Source organism: Lactobacillus sp., from assembly GCF_051873315.1.
Taxonomy (GTDB): Bacteria; Bacillota; Bacilli; order Lactobacillales; family Lactobacillaceae; genus Lactobacillus.
In genome coordinates, this window is the sequence record NZ_JBJEES010000005.1 from 1 (window position 1) to 17,214 (window position 17,214).

Annotated in this window: 17 protein-coding genes; 6 read left to right on the forward strand and 11 right to left on the reverse strand. The window is 51.9% G+C overall.

Annotated elements, in window-relative coordinates:
* Positions 1-85: 85 nt before the first annotated feature.
* Positions 86-208, forward strand: coding sequence for a DUF4044 domain-containing protein (locus tag ACI32D_RS00150; protein WP_439774665.1), 123 nt, complete (start codon positions 86-88; stop codon positions 206-208).
* Between the two features lie 57 nt (positions 209-265).
* On the opposite strand, the gene mreD is transcribed toward ACI32D_RS00150, so the two are convergent.
* The 11 genes from mreD to ezrA form a co-directional block, all read right to left on the reverse strand.
* A complete protein-coding gene (gene mreD / locus ACI32D_RS00155; protein WP_439774666.1) occupies positions 266-805 on the reverse strand; it encodes a rod shape-determining protein MreD in 540 nt (179 codons plus the stop codon).
* A complete protein-coding gene (gene mreC, locus ACI32D_RS00160) occupies positions 805-1,656 on the reverse strand; it encodes a rod shape-determining protein MreC (RefSeq protein WP_439774667.1) in 852 nt (283 codons plus the stop codon). The genes mreD and mreC overlap by 1 nt, the downstream gene beginning before the upstream one ends.
* Positions 1,657-1,707: 51 nt before the next feature.
* Positions 1,708-2,712 (reverse strand): rod shape-determining protein, encoded by a 1,005-nt coding sequence (locus ACI32D_RS00165; RefSeq protein ID WP_004560533.1) that lies wholly within the window; start codon positions 2,710-2,712, stop codon positions 1,708-1,710.
* Positions 2,713-2,802: 90 nt separating this feature from the next.
* On the reverse strand, positions 2,803-3,417 hold the full coding sequence (locus ACI32D_RS00170) for a JAB domain-containing protein (protein WP_439774668.1): 615 nt from the start codon (positions 3,415-3,417) through the stop codon (positions 2,803-2,805).
* A 48-nt stretch (positions 3,418-3,465) separates the two neighbouring features.
* Positions 3,466-4,146: an HAD family hydrolase gene (locus ACI32D_RS00175; RefSeq protein WP_439774669.1), complete on the reverse strand. Its 681-nt coding sequence runs from the start codon at positions 4,144-4,146 to the stop codon at positions 3,466-3,468.
* A gap of 25 nt (positions 4,147-4,171) precedes the next feature.
* Entirely contained in the window at positions 4,172-5,437 is a 1,266-nt protein-coding gene (locus tag ACI32D_RS00180) for a bifunctional folylpolyglutamate synthase/dihydrofolate synthase (protein ID WP_439774670.1), read from the reverse strand.
* A gap of 4 nt (positions 5,438-5,441) precedes the next feature.
* Entirely contained in the window at positions 5,442-8,081 is a 2,640-nt protein-coding gene (locus tag ACI32D_RS00185; RefSeq protein ID WP_439774671.1) for a valine--tRNA ligase, read from the reverse strand.
* A 263-nt stretch (positions 8,082-8,344) separates the two neighbouring features.
* A complete protein-coding gene (locus ACI32D_RS00190) occupies positions 8,345-9,070 on the reverse strand; it encodes a pseudouridine synthase (protein ID WP_439774672.1) in 726 nt (241 codons plus the stop codon).
* Entirely contained in the window at positions 9,070-10,287 is a 1,218-nt protein-coding gene (gene thiI / locus ACI32D_RS00195) for a tRNA uracil 4-sulfurtransferase ThiI (protein ID WP_439774673.1), read from the reverse strand. The genes ACI32D_RS00190 and thiI overlap by 1 nt, the downstream gene beginning before the upstream one ends.
* 3 nt (positions 10,288-10,290) lie before the next feature.
* Positions 10,291-11,448, reverse strand: a complete 1,158-nt coding sequence (locus ACI32D_RS00200) for a cysteine desulfurase family protein (RefSeq protein WP_439774674.1) — start codon at positions 11,446-11,448, stop codon at positions 10,291-10,293.
* A gap of 86 nt (positions 11,449-11,534) precedes the next feature.
* Complete coding sequence (ezrA, locus tag ACI32D_RS00205) at positions 11,535-13,253, reverse strand: septation ring formation regulator EzrA (protein ID WP_439774675.1); 1,719 nt, start codon at positions 13,251-13,253, stop codon at positions 11,535-11,537.
* Positions 13,254-13,549: 296 nt separating this feature from the next.
* Here ezrA and rpsD point away from each other — a divergent pair, with 296 nt between their 5' ends.
* From rpsD to ACI32D_RS00230, 5 genes are all read left to right on the forward strand, one after another.
* Entirely contained in the window at positions 13,550-14,161 is a 612-nt protein-coding gene (gene rpsD, locus ACI32D_RS00210; protein ID WP_201331551.1) for a 30S ribosomal protein S4, read from the forward strand.
* A 124-nt stretch (positions 14,162-14,285) separates the two neighbouring features.
* Positions 14,286-14,750 (forward strand): YueI family protein, encoded by a 465-nt coding sequence (locus ACI32D_RS00215; protein ID WP_439774676.1) that lies wholly within the window; start codon positions 14,286-14,288, stop codon positions 14,748-14,750.
* On the forward strand, positions 14,747-16,051 hold the full coding sequence (locus tag ACI32D_RS00220; protein ID WP_439774677.1) for a replication-associated recombination protein A: 1,305 nt from the start codon (positions 14,747-14,749) through the stop codon (positions 16,049-16,051). The genes ACI32D_RS00215 and ACI32D_RS00220 overlap by 4 nt, the downstream gene beginning before the upstream one ends.
* A 352-nt stretch (positions 16,052-16,403) precedes the next feature.
* The gene (locus ACI32D_RS00225; protein ID WP_439774678.1) at positions 16,404-16,688 is read left to right on the forward strand and encodes a hypothetical protein; all 285 of its coding nucleotides are present in this window, start codon (positions 16,404-16,406) and stop codon (positions 16,686-16,688) included.
* Between the two features lie 57 nt (positions 16,689-16,745).
* Positions 16,746-17,207 (forward strand): universal stress protein, encoded by a 462-nt coding sequence (locus ACI32D_RS00230; protein ID WP_439774679.1) that lies wholly within the window; start codon positions 16,746-16,748, stop codon positions 17,205-17,207.
* The last annotated feature ends 7 nt before the right edge of the window (positions 17,208-17,214 follow it).

Here is a 17,214-nt window from a genome sequence, read left to right on the forward strand (position 1 = left end):
AATTTTATTTTTCTCTTAAAGTGCAGCAAGCAAATTGCAAATCGCCGCCAAAAAGGTTATAATCACTCTCATATAGGAGGCTTCTATGGCACGTAAAAAGAAAAAGTCGACATTTCAAAAGATTGAGAATTTCATGGTAGTTCTGATGGCTTTAATCACGCTCTTTGGCGTGGCAGCCTCAGTCATTTACTACTTAACTGCCCAATAAACCGGCAATACGCTCAAAAGCGGTCAGCTTCACGCTGGCCGCTTTTTTATGCGCTTATTAATACCGGTAATTGTCCAAGTCAACCAGGAAAGGATAAGATCTGGCCAGCTTGGCCCAAAGCCAGTAGGTCAACAGGCTGATCCCGGTTGTCCAGCCAGCCGTGTACAACAAGCTGAAGCCAATCGCCTTCAAGGTCAGATCCGTCCAGCCAATCAACCGGAAAACCAGCCAGGTATAAAGGCAGGCAACGGTAATCGCCAGAATGTTGCCCAGCAGACGGAAAACGAAGAGTTCGGGAAAGACCCGGGCATACCAGCGGCCAAATGCCGACAGGGCTGGCAGGATAAAGGTATAGATCCCGATGATCCCCCAGAAATAGAGATCAGCAACCACCCCGGCAGCCAGAGCCAGCCAGATTTCTTTTTCATTCCGGTCATCTTCATAAGCGATGATCAAAACGGAAATTGGCAGGATCAAGAGCCCTGCTCGGCCATGCTGGTAGGTCAAGGCCGGCTGCAGGTAAACGGACAAAGTCCCTTCCAAAACCATGGCCAGGTAAAGAGCGATTGCCAAAACCCATTGCTTAAAAATCCGCATTAGCCAGCCACGCTCCTTTTGACGACCGTTACCACGGACGCGTCGCTCAAATTGCCGGCCGGCTTGATCTTGATCAAGTCAGACAGACCAAAGCTGTCCTTGGTGGTTTCCGCCACCGTCCCGATCAAGAGCCCTTTTGGCGAAGTCCCGCCCAGGCCACTGGTGTAGACCTTGGTCCCCTTCTTCAGCTTGCTTGAGCTGGAGGCCTGGGTGAAGGTCAAAGTTCCGCCGGACTGCACGCTAATGATCCCGTGCAGAACCTTGCCCGTGTCAGTCGTGGCTTGCACGGCAAAGCGGTTGGCTGAGCTGTCAGTCGTGGTAATCAGTTCCACCTTGCTCGTAGCCGCGTCGACTTCCAGGATCCGGCCAATCACGCCGCCGCCAGACATAACTGCCATGTCCTTCTTTAAGCCTGAGCTCTTCCCCTTGTCAATGGTCAAGACTTCTGACCAGCTGTCGCTTGAGCGGGAAATTACTGAAGCAGTCGTTGTCGTATAGCCGGTCAAGGTCTTCTTGATTCCAGCCGCTGCCTTCAGCTGCTTGTTTTCTTTTTCCAAGGCAGCGTTTCTGGCTTCTACTTGAGCCAGTTCGGATACTTTCTTCTTTAAATGGCTGTTTTCATCAGCAGCATTCTTCAAGTCATTGACACTGTCGATTCCGTCAGTAAACCAGGAAACCGGCACGCTCACGATTCTTGAACCAACAGAGACGATATCATTGCCCAAGCGCTGGATTAAAAGCGGCGCGCTCAAGTTGTTTCTCAGCATCACCGTTGAGCCCAGCAGGGCTGCCAAAAGCGCCACGGTTCCAAAAGCCGCCAGCATTTTCCTGTTTTGAAAAAAATTCTTCATAGACACCTATCCAAATATAAAAACCGGCCCGGAGGCCGGTTTTCTTATTTCTTATCTGCTAGTCTTCCGCATTACGTCCAGGTGCTTCAAAGATTCACCGGTACCGATTGCTACACAGTCAAGCGGATCTTGAGCGATGAAGACCGGCACCTTGGTCGCGTCAGAGATGACTTCTGGCAAGTTCTTGAGCAGGGCACCACCACCGGTCAGGACGATACCATGGTCAATTACGTCTGCGGCAATTTCAGGAGAAGTCAATTCCAAAGTTTCCTTGATCGCAACAATGATGTCTTGAACAACGTCTTGAATAGCAGTTGCAACGTCAACGGCACTGATTTCCAATGACTTCGGCAAACCTGACACCAGGTCACGGCCGCGGATGGTCATGGATTCGATTTCCTTGGCTGCTTCCACGGAAGCTGAACCGATTTGGATCTTGATGTCTTCAGCGGTTCTTTCACCGATCAGCAGGTTGTACTTGCCATGAACGAAGTTGGTGATTGCTTGGTTGAACTTGTCACCAGCCTGGCGAATGGAAGTTGAAGAAACGATCCCGCCCAGGGAAATAGTGGCTACGTCAGTCGTACCACCACCGATGTCAACAACCATGGAACCAGTTGGTTCCATAACCGGCAAACCGGCACCGATAGCTGCGGCAAATGGTTCTTCAATCACATAAGCTTCTCTGGCGCCTGCCACCCGGGCAGCGTCAATAACTGCGCGCTTTTCAACTTCAGTGACGCCTGAAGGCACGCAGATCATGACTGAAGGCTTGGAATTGCCGACCGTCTTGCCCATGAAGTACTTAAGCATGGCCGCGGTCGTGTCGTAGTCAGCGATAACCCCGTCCTTCATCGGGCGGATAGCCACGATTGAGCCTGGAGTTCTGCCGATCATTTCCTTGGCTTCTGAACCAACTGCAATAACTTCGCCAGTCTTGGTATTCTTGGCAACGACTGAAGGCTCACGCAAAACGATGCCTTTGCCTTCAACGTAGACCAGGGTGTTGGCGGTACCCAGGTCAATGCCGATATTCTTTGAACCTAATCCAAACACGGATATCTCTCCTTATTTACTCGCTTAATCTTGCTTAATTATAGCATAATGCCCGTGAAAGTCATGGATTGGTACAAATTTTAGCTAATTTTAAAACAATTCCCTCTCCCGCAGGCTCAAGTATTCGCCTCCGCCGATGATGAAATGGTCCAGAAAGGTGATCTTCATGATCTTGCTGGCTTTTTTCAAGCCCTTGGTCAGTTCCAGGTCATTGTCTGACGGAGTCAGCGCCCCGCTGGGATGGTTGTGGGCCACAATAATGCTGGCGCAGCCGTAGACCACCGCCCAGCGGAAAATTTCTCTGGGGTGGACCCAGGACCGGTCCAGGGTGCCTTGGAAAAGCATTTTTTCCCCCAACAGATTCTGCTGCTGGTCAAAATACAGGACCCAGAACTGCTCCTGCTTTTGCCCCAGCAGCTTATTGGCCAGGTAATTGCCAATCTTAGAGCTGCTGGCCCAGTCAGAGCTGCGCCGCATGTCAGTCCGCCGCAAACGATCCATGGCCACCTCGATGGTCAAGGCCAGGTCATTGGAACAATCGGGGCCTGAGGCATAGTCCAAGATGTCCTTGAAGCTGGCAATGTGCTTTTGGTCCAGCAAGTGCAACAGATCATCCAGACTCTGGCAGGGCAGCTGGTCAAAGAGCAGCTTGAGCAGGTCACGGTCACTTTCAACATAATAGTAGTTTTGCGTAGTTTCAGTCATTTGACTTTCCTCCTTATTTTTACGCTCTACTACTAATTACGCCAAAAACTAGGAAATTTTTTTCAAAAAGTCAAAAAAGTCCGGACAAATCATTTGGGCCCGCGCCCGGTCTTCTGCTGTAGCAGGCTTAAGGTCCGGAATCATAACGCAATCAATCCCGGCATTTTCCGCTGCCTCGACCCCCATGCTGGAGTCTTCAAAAATCAAGAGCTGGTCTTTACTAAGGCCGCTGCGCTCCTGGGCAGCCAGATAGAGGTCCGGGAAAGGCTTGGAGCGGAGTTTTTTCTCAGCAACTTCATCATGGGTAACGATAAAGTCAAAGCTGTTCCGGCAGCCGGTCACCCAAAGATTGTGGTCAACCACGCTCTTATAGTTGTTGCTGGCAATCCCGATCGTTAAGCCCAGATCGTTAAAGCGCTCCAGGGCCTCCTTGACTCCGGCCTTCAGCTTCAGCTTGCCCTGGTCGGTCCACTCCCAGACCAGGTCGTCAGTCCGCTTGACAAAAGCTTGACGGACCTCATCGCTTGGAAAGTATTTTTCGTAAAATTCATCCATGGCCTTGACGCTGGCGCCAACCAAGCCCAAGTAAGTATCATCGCTGATGCCCAGCTTGTATTCCCGGGCAGCCTGGATGTTGGCCTTCCAGTAGAGCTCTTCGGAGTTGACCAGGAGTCCATCCATGTCAAAAATAACCCCCTGCTTGTCCGTCTTTAAAGCTTCAACACGCATATTTTTCCTCTTTCATCTTTCATCCTCAGTCCACCTGCAGAAGCTGCAGAACCGCGCTGACCAGGTAAAAAGAACCCGTAACCAAGATCAAGTCTTGGTCGCCAGCTTCCGCCATCACTTGCTTTAAAGCTTGGTTCAAATCACCCTCATAGGCAAAATTTTCCTGGGCCCAGGCCGGAAAGTCAGCCTTTTTAGCAGCCCGCGGGTAGGCCAGGCTGGTCAAGGTTACTTTTTCGTCCTTCAGCAAGGCTAAAAAGTCGCTCAAGTCCTTGTCCTTCATCATGCCGGCTAAAACCAAAAGCCGGCCGCCCTTTTCTTTGGCCAAGCGGCGGGCATATGCCGCAAGCTCGCGGCCAGCCTGGACATTGTGAGCCCCGTCCAGCAAAAAGCTGCATCCCGCCTTTTCCAGGCGCTGGTAGCGGCCAGGAACCGTCGTCTTGGTCAAGGCTTCTTCTGCTGCTTTTTTACTTAAAGCAAGAGGCAATACGGCAAAAGCCGCCAAAGCCATGGCCGCGTCTTTAACTTCAGGCAGGGGCCAAGTCGGCAATTGGTATTTTTGTCCGGCAACTAGCAGCTCATAGCCTGTTTTTTCTTCCTTAACCTGGAAGTCCTGGCCCAGCCAGTAAGCAGGACTGGCAGTTTTGGTGATTTTTTCTTCAACGATTCTCCGCACGCTGGCCGGAATATCGCCGAGAATAACTGGGACAGCTGGCTTGATAATTCCGCTCTTTTCTTTAGCAATGTCCGCCAAGGTCGGCCCGATGATCTGTTCATGGTCAAGGCCAATTGTGGTAATCAAGCTGACCGCGGGCGTTATCACGTTGGTCTTATCATGCTCAGCCCCAATGCCAACTTCAATAACCGCGTAGTCGCATTTTTGCTTGGCAAAAAAGAGAAAGGCCATCGCGACTTCATATTCAAAGGTAACCAGGGCAAAATCCGCCTCTTTTTCGCGCAGGCGGTCTACCGCTGCTTCGACTTCGTTGGCAACGGCCAAGAGGTCATCATCCGCAATTGCCTGCCCGTTCAGCTGGATCCGCTCGTTAAAACTGATGATAAAGGGCGAAACAAAAAGGCCAGTCTGCTGACCGGCCTTTTGGAGCAGATTGCTCAGGTAATATGCAGTTGAGCCCTTGCCGTTGGTTCCCGTAATGTGGCAGCACTTGACCTTGTCCTGGGGATCGCCCAGAGCCTTGAGCACCCGTTTGACATAGGTCAGGTCGCTCTTTTCGTGCAAGCGCGGCAAATGATAGAGGTAAGCGGTAAGTTCATTAACTGTCTTAAATTTCACGTCTTTAACGACTTTCTTTCAATTCCTTGATGCGGTCGCGCACGCCGGCCAGCTGGCTTTCGTATTCAGCCAGCTTGCCCTTTTCCTTTTCAACCACGGCAGCTGGAGCGTGGTCAACAAAGCCCTTGTTGGCCAGCTTCTTGCTTGCCCGGTCGACTTCAGCTTCCAGGCGGGCTTCTTCCTTGCCCATCTTGGCGATTTCTTCATCCAGGTCAACCAGTTCTGAAAGCGGCACGAAGATCTGGGCCCCCGCGATGACAGCCGTCTTGGCTAATTTCGGCGCGTTGATCTTGCCGGAGATTTCCAGCTTCTTCGGGTGCAGGAAGTTTTCCACGTATTCCATGTTGTCCCGCAGGATTGCTTCATTCTTTTCGTCATCAAGCTGGATCAAGATGTCGATAGCGCTGGACATTGGAGCGTTCACTTCCATCCGGATGGTCCGGACCGCCTTGATGATTTCGATCAAGAAGGCCATGTCTTCATCAGCCTTGGCGTTGTCAAATTCATCGTGGGCTTCCGGGTAAGCGGCAGTCATGATGGACTTGCCTTCATGCGGCATGGACAGCCAGAGCTTTTCAGTCACGAATGGCATGATTGGGTGGATGAGGCGCAGAATCTGGTCCAGAATCCAGGTCAAGTTAGCCTGCTTTCTGGCCTTCAGTTCTTCATCGTCGCCGTAAAGGGCAACCTTGGAGATTTCGATGTACCAGTCACAGAAGTCATTCCAGATGAAGTTGTACATTTCCCGGCCGGCTTCCCCGAATTGGAATTCGTCAAAGAGACGGTTGGTTTCCTTGACAGTATGGTTCAAGCGGTCAAAAATCCAGGCGTCAGCCAGGTCAAACTTGCTGGTGTCCGGCTTTTGGGCAGGCTTGGCGTCTTCCGGCAGGTTCATGATCACAAAACGGCTGGCATTCCAGAGCTTGTTGATGAAGTTCCAGGCAGCGTCCATCTTGGTGTAGCTGAAGCGGGTGTCCTGGCCAGGCGCGGTCCCGTTCAAAAGGAACCAGCGCAAAGCGTCGGCGCCGTACTTGTCAATGACGTCCATTGGGTCGATCCCGTTGCCCAGGGACTTGGACATCTTCCGCCCCTGCTCGTCTCTGATCAAGCCATGCAAAACGACATTGTCAAATGGCCGCTCGCCAGTGAAGTGCAGGCTTTGGAAGATCATCCGGGAAACCCAGAAGAAGATAATGTCATAGCCAGTTACCAGGGCGTTGGTTGGGAAGTAGCGCTTGAAGTCAGCAGAGTCTTCATCCGGCCAGCCCAAAGTTGAGAATGGCCAGAGGGCACTGGAGAACCAAGTGTCCAGAACGTCCTGGTCTTGTTCCCAGTTTTCAATATCTTCTGGCGCTTCCTCACCGACGTACATTTCCCCGGTCTGCTTGTTGTACCAAGCAGGAATCCGGTGACCCCACCAGAGCTGACGGGAGATGACCCAGTCGTGGACGTTTTCCATCCACCGCTCTAAAGTGCCTTCAAAGCGGTCTGGCACGAAGTTGACTCTGCCTTCGCCCTTTTGGTTTTCCAAAACCTTGTCAGCCAGCGGCTTCATCTTGACGAACCATTGAGTGGACAGGCGAGGTTCAACTTGCACGCCGGAACGTTCAGAGTGACCAACTGAGTGGACGATTGGTTCAACCTTGATCAGGTAGCCTTCAGCCTTAAGGTCTTCAACCAGCTGCTTGCGGCAGTCGAAACGGTCCATGCCGGCGTACTTGCCCGCCTTGTCGTTCATGGTCCCATCATCGTTCATCACGTTGATCCGTGGCAGGTCATGCCGGTTGCCGACTTCAAAGTCGTTCGGGTCGTGGGCCGGGGTAATCTTCACCAGACCAGTCCCGAATTCCGGGTCGACGTGCTGGTCTTCAATGATCGGGATCTCCCTGCCAACCAGCGGCAAAATCAGCTTCTTGCCAACCAAGTCCTTGTAGCGTTCATCCCCTGGGGCAACAGCCACGGCCGTGTCACCAAACATGGTTTCCGGCCGGGTAGTAGCAATTTCCACGCTGCCAGAACCGTCAGCCAGCGGGTAGTTGATGTGGTAGAAGGCCCCTTGGTCGTCCTGGTGGACAACTTCGATGTCAGACAAGGCAGTCCGCAGCTTCGGGTCCCAGTTGATGATGTATTCACCCCGGTAGATCAAGCCTTCATTGTAGAGCTGAACAAAGACCCGGCGGACAGCCTTGGATAAGCCCTTGTCCAGGGTAAAGCGTTCCCGGCTGTAGTCCAGGGACAGACCCAGCTTTTGCCACTGGCTCTTGATGATGTTGGCGTATTCGTCCTTCCATTCCCAGACCTTCTCCACGAACTTTTCCCGGCCCAGGTCATAGCGGCTGACCCCTTGTTCTCTGAGGCGGGCTTCAACCTTGGCCTGGGTGGCGATGCCGGCGTGGTCCATGCCAGGCAGGTAAAGGGTGTCATAGCCCTGCATCCGCTTGTAGCGGATCAAGGTGTCTTGAATCGCCGTGTCCCAGGCGTGGCCCAGGTGCAGCTTGCCAGTAACGTTTGGCGGCGGGATAACGATTGAGTAAGGCTTGGCCTTCTTGTCGCCGGACGGCTTGAACAGGTCCTCGTCCAGCCATTCTTGATAGCGGCCAGCTTCAACCTCTTGCGGGTTGTATTTTGGTGCTAATTCTGTCATAAATTTCCTCCAATAAAAAAGTCCTAGACAAGTAAATGTCTAGGACGATATATAACCGCGGTACCACCTAAATTGAGCATAATGCTCCGCTTAAACGCGGTAACGGCGCGGATACCGGACCGGCTTACTCCTGCTTCAGCCGGCCAGCGAATCAAGCTACCAGGCGCCTTCCGGTCTCTCAGCTTAAATGACCTTTCTCTGTCATGAAGCGCCACCTCTTGATCTTGGCTTTGTCACAAAGTATAGCATAATTTTTTCAGCCATTAAAGGGAAACTTGCTCTAAGGCCGCCAGCTCTTCTTTCGTCAAAGGCCGGTAGGAGCCAGCCGCCAAATCAGCCGGCAAAGTCAAGGGACCCATGCTGAGCCTTTTGAGCTTTAAAACCTTCATCCCCTGGGAGGCAAACATCCGCTTGACCTGGTGATATTTGCCTTCCGTAATGGTGATCTCGATTTCTGACTGCTCTTGTTCTCTGTCTTGCCTCAAGATCTTCAGCTTGCCCGGCTTTAGCTTTGTTCCGTCTTTTAAAGTGAGGCCTGCCGCAATTGCCTTGGCCGTTTCTTCATCAGCCACTCCGGCCAAAAGCGCGTAGTAGGTCTTGGCCACATGGTATTCCGGAGCCAGGAGCTGGTGGGCCAATTGCCCGTCATTGGTTAAAAGCAAGAGACCAGTTGTGTCCTTGTCCAAACGGCCAACTGGGGCAATTTTTTGATAGCGGTCCTGGTCTTTTAATAGGTCCAGGACGGTCTTTTGCCGGGAGTCTTCCGTTGCTGACAAGACGCCAGCTGGCTTATTGAGCAAAAAATAGTGGTACTGCTGGTAGACAATGGCCTGGCCCTTGACCAGGACTTCAGCATCTTCTTTCACCTTCTGCTTGGCTGACCGGCAGACCTTCCCGTTGACCGTCACCTGGCCAGCTTTAATGATCTCATGAACCTGGGACCTTGATCCCACCTTCATGTTGGCCAAAAATTTGTCCAGGCGCAGCATTAAAGCAGGTCCGCGTCTTCTTCAGCCAGGTCGTCCAGGAAGCTTTGGCCTGGGTAGATCGGAGTGACCTTGACTCCGGCCAAGGCCCGCTCAATCAAGCCGTCAACGTCCAGGCGGCTTTCGTATTCCCGGGCCTTTTCGATCTTCGGCTTGGTCTTTGGCCGCGGCGGGGCAAAAATGGTGCAGCAGTCTTCAAATGGCTGGATGGACAGGTCAAAAGTCCCGATTTCTTCAGCCTTGGCGATAATTTCGGTCTTGTCCATGGTGGCAACTGGCCGCAATACAGGAGTGGTCGTCACGTCATTGATGGCTGCCATGGATTCCAAGGTCTGGGAAGCAACTTGGCCAACTGATTCCCCGTTGAAGATGGCCAAAGCATGACGCTTCTCTCTGATGATGTCAGCCAGGCGCAGCATGAAGCGGCGCTGAACGGTCATCAAGTAGCCCTCTGGCAGCTTTTCCTTGATCGTTTCCTGGATTTCAGCAAAAGGCACTTCGATAAAATTGATCCGGCCGCTGTACTTGGCCAAAATGCTGGTCAATTCCTTGGCCTTGGCCAGGGCCTTTTCAGAAGTGTATGGCGGTGAGAAGAAGTGGACCATTTCAATGTTCACGCCCCGCTTCATGGCCAGGTAGGAAGCTACCGGGGAGTCGATCCCGCCGGACAGCATCATCACTGCCTTGCCGGCCGTGCCAACCGGCATCCCGCCTGCCCCATGCAAGAGCTGGTTGGAGATGTAGGCCCCGTCCTGGCGGATTTCCAAAAGCAGGACCATGTCCGGGTGCTTCATTTCCGCCTGCAGGCCTTCCATGTGGTTGTAAAGGTAGTCGGCCACCATTTGGTTCAGCTGATTGGTGTCGTAGATAAACTTGTGGTCGCTTCTTCTGGTGTTGACCTTGAAGGTCATGCCTGGCTTGTAAGTTGCCTGCATCAGTTCCAGGGCAGTTTTTTCAATGGCTTCCAGGCTCTTTTCAGTCTTGATGACTGGTGAGTAGGTCTGGATCCCGAAAACGACCTTCAAGCGGTCATTTACTGGTTCAAAAGGCGTCCCGTTCAAAAGGATGTGCATCCGGTCGTGGTGGGTCTGGATCTTCAAGTCCGGGAAGTCGCGGAGCACCTTTTGGACATTGCTGGCCAGGCGGTTGATAAAGTCCTTCCGGTTCTTGCCCTTAGTGGACAGTTCGCCGTAGCGAATCATGATTTCTGTGTATTGCAAATTTTATTCTCCTAAGTGGTTGATCTTGGCAAAGTGCTGGTAAATCTTGTCAAAAGCCGCGATGAATTCGTCTGCTTCTTCTAAAGTATTGCTTTCATCAAAGCTGAGGCGGACGGCGCTGGTCGCGATTTCATCTGGCGTCTTCATCGCCACCAAAGTGCTGGCTTCGTCCGCCTTTTTTGAGGCGCAGGCGGAAGTGGTGGAAATAAAGATGTCTTGGTCTTCCAAAGTGTGGACCAAAGTCTCGCCCCGGATCCCTTCCAAGGCAAAGCAAAGGATGTGGGGAGCGAAGTCAGCCTGCAAAGGAGAGAAGATGTGGATGCCCGGCTTATCTGCCAGGTACTTGCTGATCTTCTCCTTAATGGCGTATTCTCTGTCAGCCTTTTCCTTTTCATCTGTCAAAAGCAGGCGGGTGGCCTTGGCCATGGCCGCGATGGCCGCCAGGTTTTCCGTCCCGCTTCTCAAGCCCTTTTCCTGGCCGCCGCCTTCACACAAAGGCATCAGCATCCGGCTGCGCTTTTTGTACAAAATGCCGATGCCGCGCGGACCATGGAATTTGTGGGAAGAGAAGCTCATCATGTCGACCCGGGAGGTGAAGACCTGGTCCCAGATCCCCTTGCCCAGGGCCTGGACATTGTCGACGTGGAAGTGAACGTTCGGGTAGTCTTCCAGGATTTCAGAAATTTCCTTGATCGGCTGGATGGTCCCGATTTCGTTGTTGACGCCCATGATAGAAACCAAAGTCGTGTCCTTGTCCAGGGCGGCCTTTAAGTCTTCTGGATTGACCCGGCCTTCCTTGTCAACTGGCAGGCGGGTAACCCGGAAGCCCAGGTTTTCCAGTTCGGTGAAGGTATTGGCCACTGAGGCATGCTCAACGGATGAGGTGATGATGTGCTTGCCGAATTCCCGCTTGGCCCAGGCCGTCCCCTTGATGGCCGTGTTGTTGGATTCCGTCCCGCCGGAAGTAAAGTAGATTTCATCGGTATTTACTCCCAGCAAATCCGCGATCTGCTTACGGGAAGCTTCCAGCAGGCCGTGGGCCCGGTCGCCTAACTTGTGCAGGCTGGAAGGGTTGCCCCAGATTTTGGTCACGACCTGGCTGTAGGTCTCTAATGCTTCAGGTGCCATTTTCGTCGTGGCACTGTTGTCAAAATAAATCACTCTTCTTGCTCCTTGAAAAAAGCGGCCATTTTAATGACCGCTTAGTTTTAAATGATATTTTATTTTAGTCCAAAAGCCGCTTGACTTCAATCAATCAGCTCTTTTTGTTCTTGATAGTAGGAATTTTCAATCCGCTGGTAGCTGCCTGGTTCAACCCGCTCCACCGCCGTAGCGATCGTGTCCAGGGCATCCTTGTAGTTGTAGTCCCGGTCATACAGCTTCATAGCGTTTCTGCGGGCCCGGACTACGCCTTCATTGTCCAGGAACTTGTTGGAGTACTGCATGGTCAGCTCAAAAAGATTGGCTGAGCTGATAATGTCTTCTGCTTCTCTTTGCAGGCGGTCAACGTCATCTGAGATCTGCACCAGTTCTTCAGAAATCTTTTCCATGTTGATCCGGACCTGGTTGAGTTCCCCGCTGGTCTTGCTGATTTCATTGATGACCAGGGTGTACATTTGCAAAAAGCCTTCCGGAATCCCCGGCAGATTCTGCCGGCTGAGGTGGCGGTAGACCAGGGAGACCTGCTGCTTGAATTCCTTGATTGACCGCTGGGCAACTTCTTCAGCCTCGTAAAGGCCGTCAACCGCTTCAGAGAGCTCTTGCTGGCGCTTGCCGATTTCCTGTAGGCGGCCAAGAATTCTGATCCAGTCGTCCTGGACTTCAGAGTAAACCGCCCGGCCATCAGCGATCCGCTGGCTGGCCCGGATGTAGTCAGAATCCATCTTATGGACTTCTCTTTCCAGCTCCCGGCTTTCGTCCAGTTCCCCGTGGGTCAGCTCATAGCTTTCGTCGATGTGGCGCAATTTCTTGATCAGCTGCTGGCTGACGGTCTGCTGGTGGGTCAAGAGCCGCTGCAGCTTGTCCTGGTTCTTTTCAACAAAAGGCCGGGCCTTGTATTCCTTCTCCAGGATCCCGTAAAGGGTCTTGATCTCCTTTTCGACCTTCTTCATCCCCTTGCTGGTTTCTTCCAAATCCAGCTGGGCCAAAGAAGCCAGGGACCGGTCAATCTGGTCGTTGCTCTGCTTGATTTCCAGCAAGACGTCCAGGCTGCCGAAACCGTACTTGGCATCCCGCATCTGCTTGTAGCCAGCCGCGATTTCGTCCAGCTGTTCGGCAAAAACGGTCTGCAGGTTGTGCTGGTCTTCCTTAACTTCAGGCAGCTTGGTCTTCAAGGCCGTCAGATCGTCGCGTATTTTCGCCAAAACCCGCTTGGCTTCAACATGGTCGCCTTGAGCCGACAGATTCTTGGCCTGGGCAAAGTCTTCTTCCATGGCGGACAAGTGGTTTTCTATCTCTTCTAACGCCACGCTGTAGTCAAAAGAATCAGCCAGGATTTCCTTGCGGATTTCCCGGTAGCTCTGCATCAATTCGTCATATTGGGCCTTGTTTTCCCGGTTCGACTCCAAAAGTTGGGTAAAGACATCCGATGAATTCTTGACGTCTTCAGAGATGGAGTCGACTAATTCTCTGGCCTGCTTGATGCTTTGGTGGGATTTGACCAGGCGGTAGCGGGCATTTTCGTCTGCCCCGTCTTCAATCAAGCGCTGGATTTCAGGAAAAAGTTCCGCTGCCTTCTGGTAGCTCTTCTTCCAGGTATTGAGGGTGGCCAGGCTTTCCCCGGCCAGTTCCATCTGGTCCAGTTTGCCGATAGCGCGCTCTAAGTGCAAGTCTTCCATATTGCCCAGTTCATTGTCGAGCTCTTCGATCTCGCGCAATTGCCGGCGGTTGATCAAAAGCATGGCCATGACCAGGACGATGATCGTGATAATTAAAGTGATGAGTAGTAGAGATTGTGTTGATGACATATCTTTCTCCTCCGAACTAAAGTTAATTATACCAAACTAGCCTCTGAAATATTTCGACTTTGTCAGACTTTCTGCGTTTTTTTCTTGCTTTCCGGGCCCAAAGCCCTTATAATGGTCAACGTGTAAAATATTTGCAGCCATAAGCGACAAGAACGTCAACATCCCGGGACGTTTAGTGAACGAGTAACCCACGCTGCACGGGCGAAAATGTAAACTCGGGATGCACGAATGTTGAGCTTATATTGTGATTATTTTACTCCAACAATTTTTATTATTTTTATTGGAGGAATTTTAATATGTCAAGATACACTGGTCCAAGTTGGAAGCGGTCAAGAAGATTGGGTATTTCTTTGTCAGGCACTGGCAAGGAACTTGCTCGTCGTTCATACGCTCCAGGTCAACACGGTCCTAACCAACGCGGCCGTCTTTCAGAATACGGCATGCAATTGCACGAAAAGCAAAAGCTGCGCTGGATGTTCGGCTTGAACGAACGTCAATTCCGTACTTTGTTTGCCCGCGCTGGTAAGATCCGTGAAGGCCAACACGGTACCAACTTCATGATCTTGCTTGAACGTCGTTTGGACAACGTTGTTTACCGTCTCGGCTTGGCTACTACCCGTGAACAAGCCCGTCAATTGGTAAACCACGGCCACATCACTGTTGATGGCAAGCGCGTTGACATTCCTTCATACGAAGTTAAGGTTGGTCAAACCATTAGCTTGAAGGAAAAGTCAAAGAACCTGCAACAAGTTAAGGACGCTTTGGAAGCTGTTGCTTCACGTCCATCATTTGTTTCATTTGACGAAGACAAGATGGAAGGTCAATTGGTTCGTTTCCCAGAACGTGACGAAATGGAACCAGAAATTGACGAAGCCCTGGTTGTTGAATACTACAACAAGTTGCTGTAATATCAATTCGGCTTCAAAGTCTTTCCCAGTTTTGGGAAAGGCTTTTTTCTTGCCCAAAAAGTTCAGTTATAATATGCTTTAGACCCAGAAAAAGACAGTATTAATTTTTAGAAAGGACGAAGCCATGACTGAAGATTTAGCCAAAAGAGTCGAAAATGCTGCTAGCGGCATTACTCCGCAGACCAGACCTGACGAGCGGCGGCGCTTCTTGGGCTCTTTGAGGGAGCGGGTTTTCGTGCGCATGACCATCAAAGACTGTGAAGACGCCAAGTTAACCAAACTTTTCTTGGATCACTTTGCTGACTACAAGGGCTACACCATTTTGATCAACGCCAACACCCCCAACCCGGCCTTTGTCAGCCAGATTGAAAGCCGGGCCAGCAAGGAGCAGGTTCCCTTCCGTCTGGTCAATGACGAAAGTGCCAGAAAAGGCGATGACGATTCTGCCGTTCTGGTCGTCAGCAAGGAAGCCATCAACCGGATGCGGATCGAATTGACTCAGGTCTACGCCCCGCCCCTGCCGGCGGAAGAATTGCCGGTGCCAAAGAAAAAGGGCTTTTTGGCCAAATTCTTTGGGGGCGATAAATGAAGCCCTTAGCCTACCGGATGCGGCCTCAGTCCATCGACCAGGTCGTCGGCCAGCAGCACCTGGTCGGCCCTAAAAAGATCATCCGCCGCATGGTTGAAGCCAAGCAGCTCTCTTCCATGATTCTGTATGGACCGCCGGGCATTGGCAAAACCAGCATCGCCAGCGCGATCGCCGGCAGCAGCAAGTATGCCTTCCGCCAGCTCAACGCGGCTACCGACGGGCAAAAAGAGCTCTCCCAGGTCGCCGCTGAAGGCAAGATGAGCGGGACGGTCGTCCTTTTGCTGGATGAAATCCACCGGCTCAACAAGGTCAAGCAGGACTTCCTTTTGCCGCTGCTGGAATCCGGCCAGGTGATCATGATCGGGGCCACCACGGAAAATCCCTACCTGGCCATCTCCCCGGCCATCCGGTCCCGCTGCCAGATTTTTGAACTGAAGCCTTTGACTGAAGACGAGATTTTGACAGCTGTCAACCGGGCCTTAACCGATGAAGAAAGAGGCCTGGGCAAGTACCATGCCAAGCTGACGGATGAAGCGGGGAAATTTTTGGCCCAGAAAGGCAACGGGGACCTGCGGGCCACTTTAAACAGCCTGGAACTGGCGGTTTTGTCGACCAAGCAGGAACTGGAAGCTGAAGGCAAAGACGCCTCCTCTTTCACGGTTACCTTGGACGACATGGCCGATTCCCTGCAGCTGAAAATCCAGAACTTTGATGCCGACGGGGACGGCCACTATGACCTCTTGTCCGCCTTTCAAAAGTCCATCCGGGGCTCTGACACTGATGCGGGCCTGCACTACCTGGGCCGGCTTCTCGAATCCGGTGACCTGGTTTCAATCTGCCGCCGGCTCAGCGTAATTGCCTATGAAGATATCGGCCTGGCCAATCCGCCGGCCTGTGAGCGGGCTATTTTAGCCGTACAGACCGCCCAGCAGCTGGGCCTGCCAGAAGCCCGGATCCCCCTGGCCAACGCCGTCATCGAGCTCTGCTTGTCTCCTAAGAGCAATTCTGCTATGACAGCTATCGACGCGGCTTTAGCCGATATCCGCCAGACTAATGTCGGCCAGATTCCCGACCAGTTGAAAGACGCCCACTATCAAGGTGCCGGCAAGCTGGGCCACGGAACTGGCTATCTTTACCCCCATGACTACCCGGGCGACTGGGTGGCCCAGGCCTATCTGCCTGACCGCCTGCAGGGCAAGCAGTACTTTGCCCCTAAGGGCGAGAGCAAGTTTGAAGCAGCTTTTAAGAGCCAGTACCAGCGCCTGCATGACCTGCAAAAAGAGGGTCTTAAGAGAAAGTGAAAGCGCTACGATTTTACTTGACAAAGGCTGCCGGGTTCTATATTATAATAAGTGATCTGAGTTGATCGTCAGAAAGCTTATTTGTAAATTAGTTGACCGATCAAACTTAAGGACGTGGTGGCCTGTCAGTAACTACTGAATCGGAATGCTGCTTACGCAGAATCCATATTCACTGCGCGATGGGCCGGATTTTGTGATTTTTTTACGGGATCAACAAGCGCCATTTATGCTTTGGTCAACTCGGATTTTCTTAGACAATAACAGCGGTCCTTCGGGCCGCTTTTTTGTTTATTCCTGCCCCTAGATTACTCAGTGTGTTTTCAGCCCTTTTGAAAACTAGAAAGTTCATTCGATGCTCTACATCCGTATTTTCATGATTATTTTTATCGCCTGCATGCTGCTGACCGCCTGGTACCTCTGGCACCGGAGAAACGGCGCCTTCCTGGTCTTTGACGTTTCCAGCTCCCCGGAGCTTCACAGTTTGATGACCATCTGCGCCTGGACGCTTCTCGCGATCAGCGTTTTGGGGATCATTTTGCTCTTCTTTGGCAACAAGTATCTCAACTTGATCACCCTCTTTTTGGGCTCAGCGACGATTTTTATCTTCGCCCTCCTTCTTTCGCAAAACAATCAGTAAATTTATTAAAATGCTTTCATTTTTTTGGTAAAATAGAGACAGGAAGAGGTGGCAAAAATGACTAAACAATACCAATACAAACATATCCAAGTAGCTGTTGACGGTTCCAAGGAAGCTGACCTGGCTTTCAAGAAGGCCGTTACGGTTGCCAAGCACATGAACGCCAGCCTGGAAATTCTCCACGTTATCGACACGCGGTCCTTCCAGAACGTTTCCAGCTTTGACTCAGCCATGGTTGAGCAGGTTTCCAACGACGCCAAGAAGAAGATGGAAAAGTACTACCAGTCTGCCTTAGACAGCGGCGTCAAGGAAGTCCACTACTCTATCGAATTCGGCTCACCAAAGGCCATCATCAGCCGGGAATTCCCGAAGAAGCACGACATCGACTTGATCGTTGTCGGCGCGACCGGTTTGAACGCCGTTGAGCGTTTGCTCATCGGCAGCGTGACTGAATACGTCACCAGAACTGCTGACTGCGACATCCTGGTCGTTCGGCACAACAAGGCTGCTTTGGACTAAGTCCAGC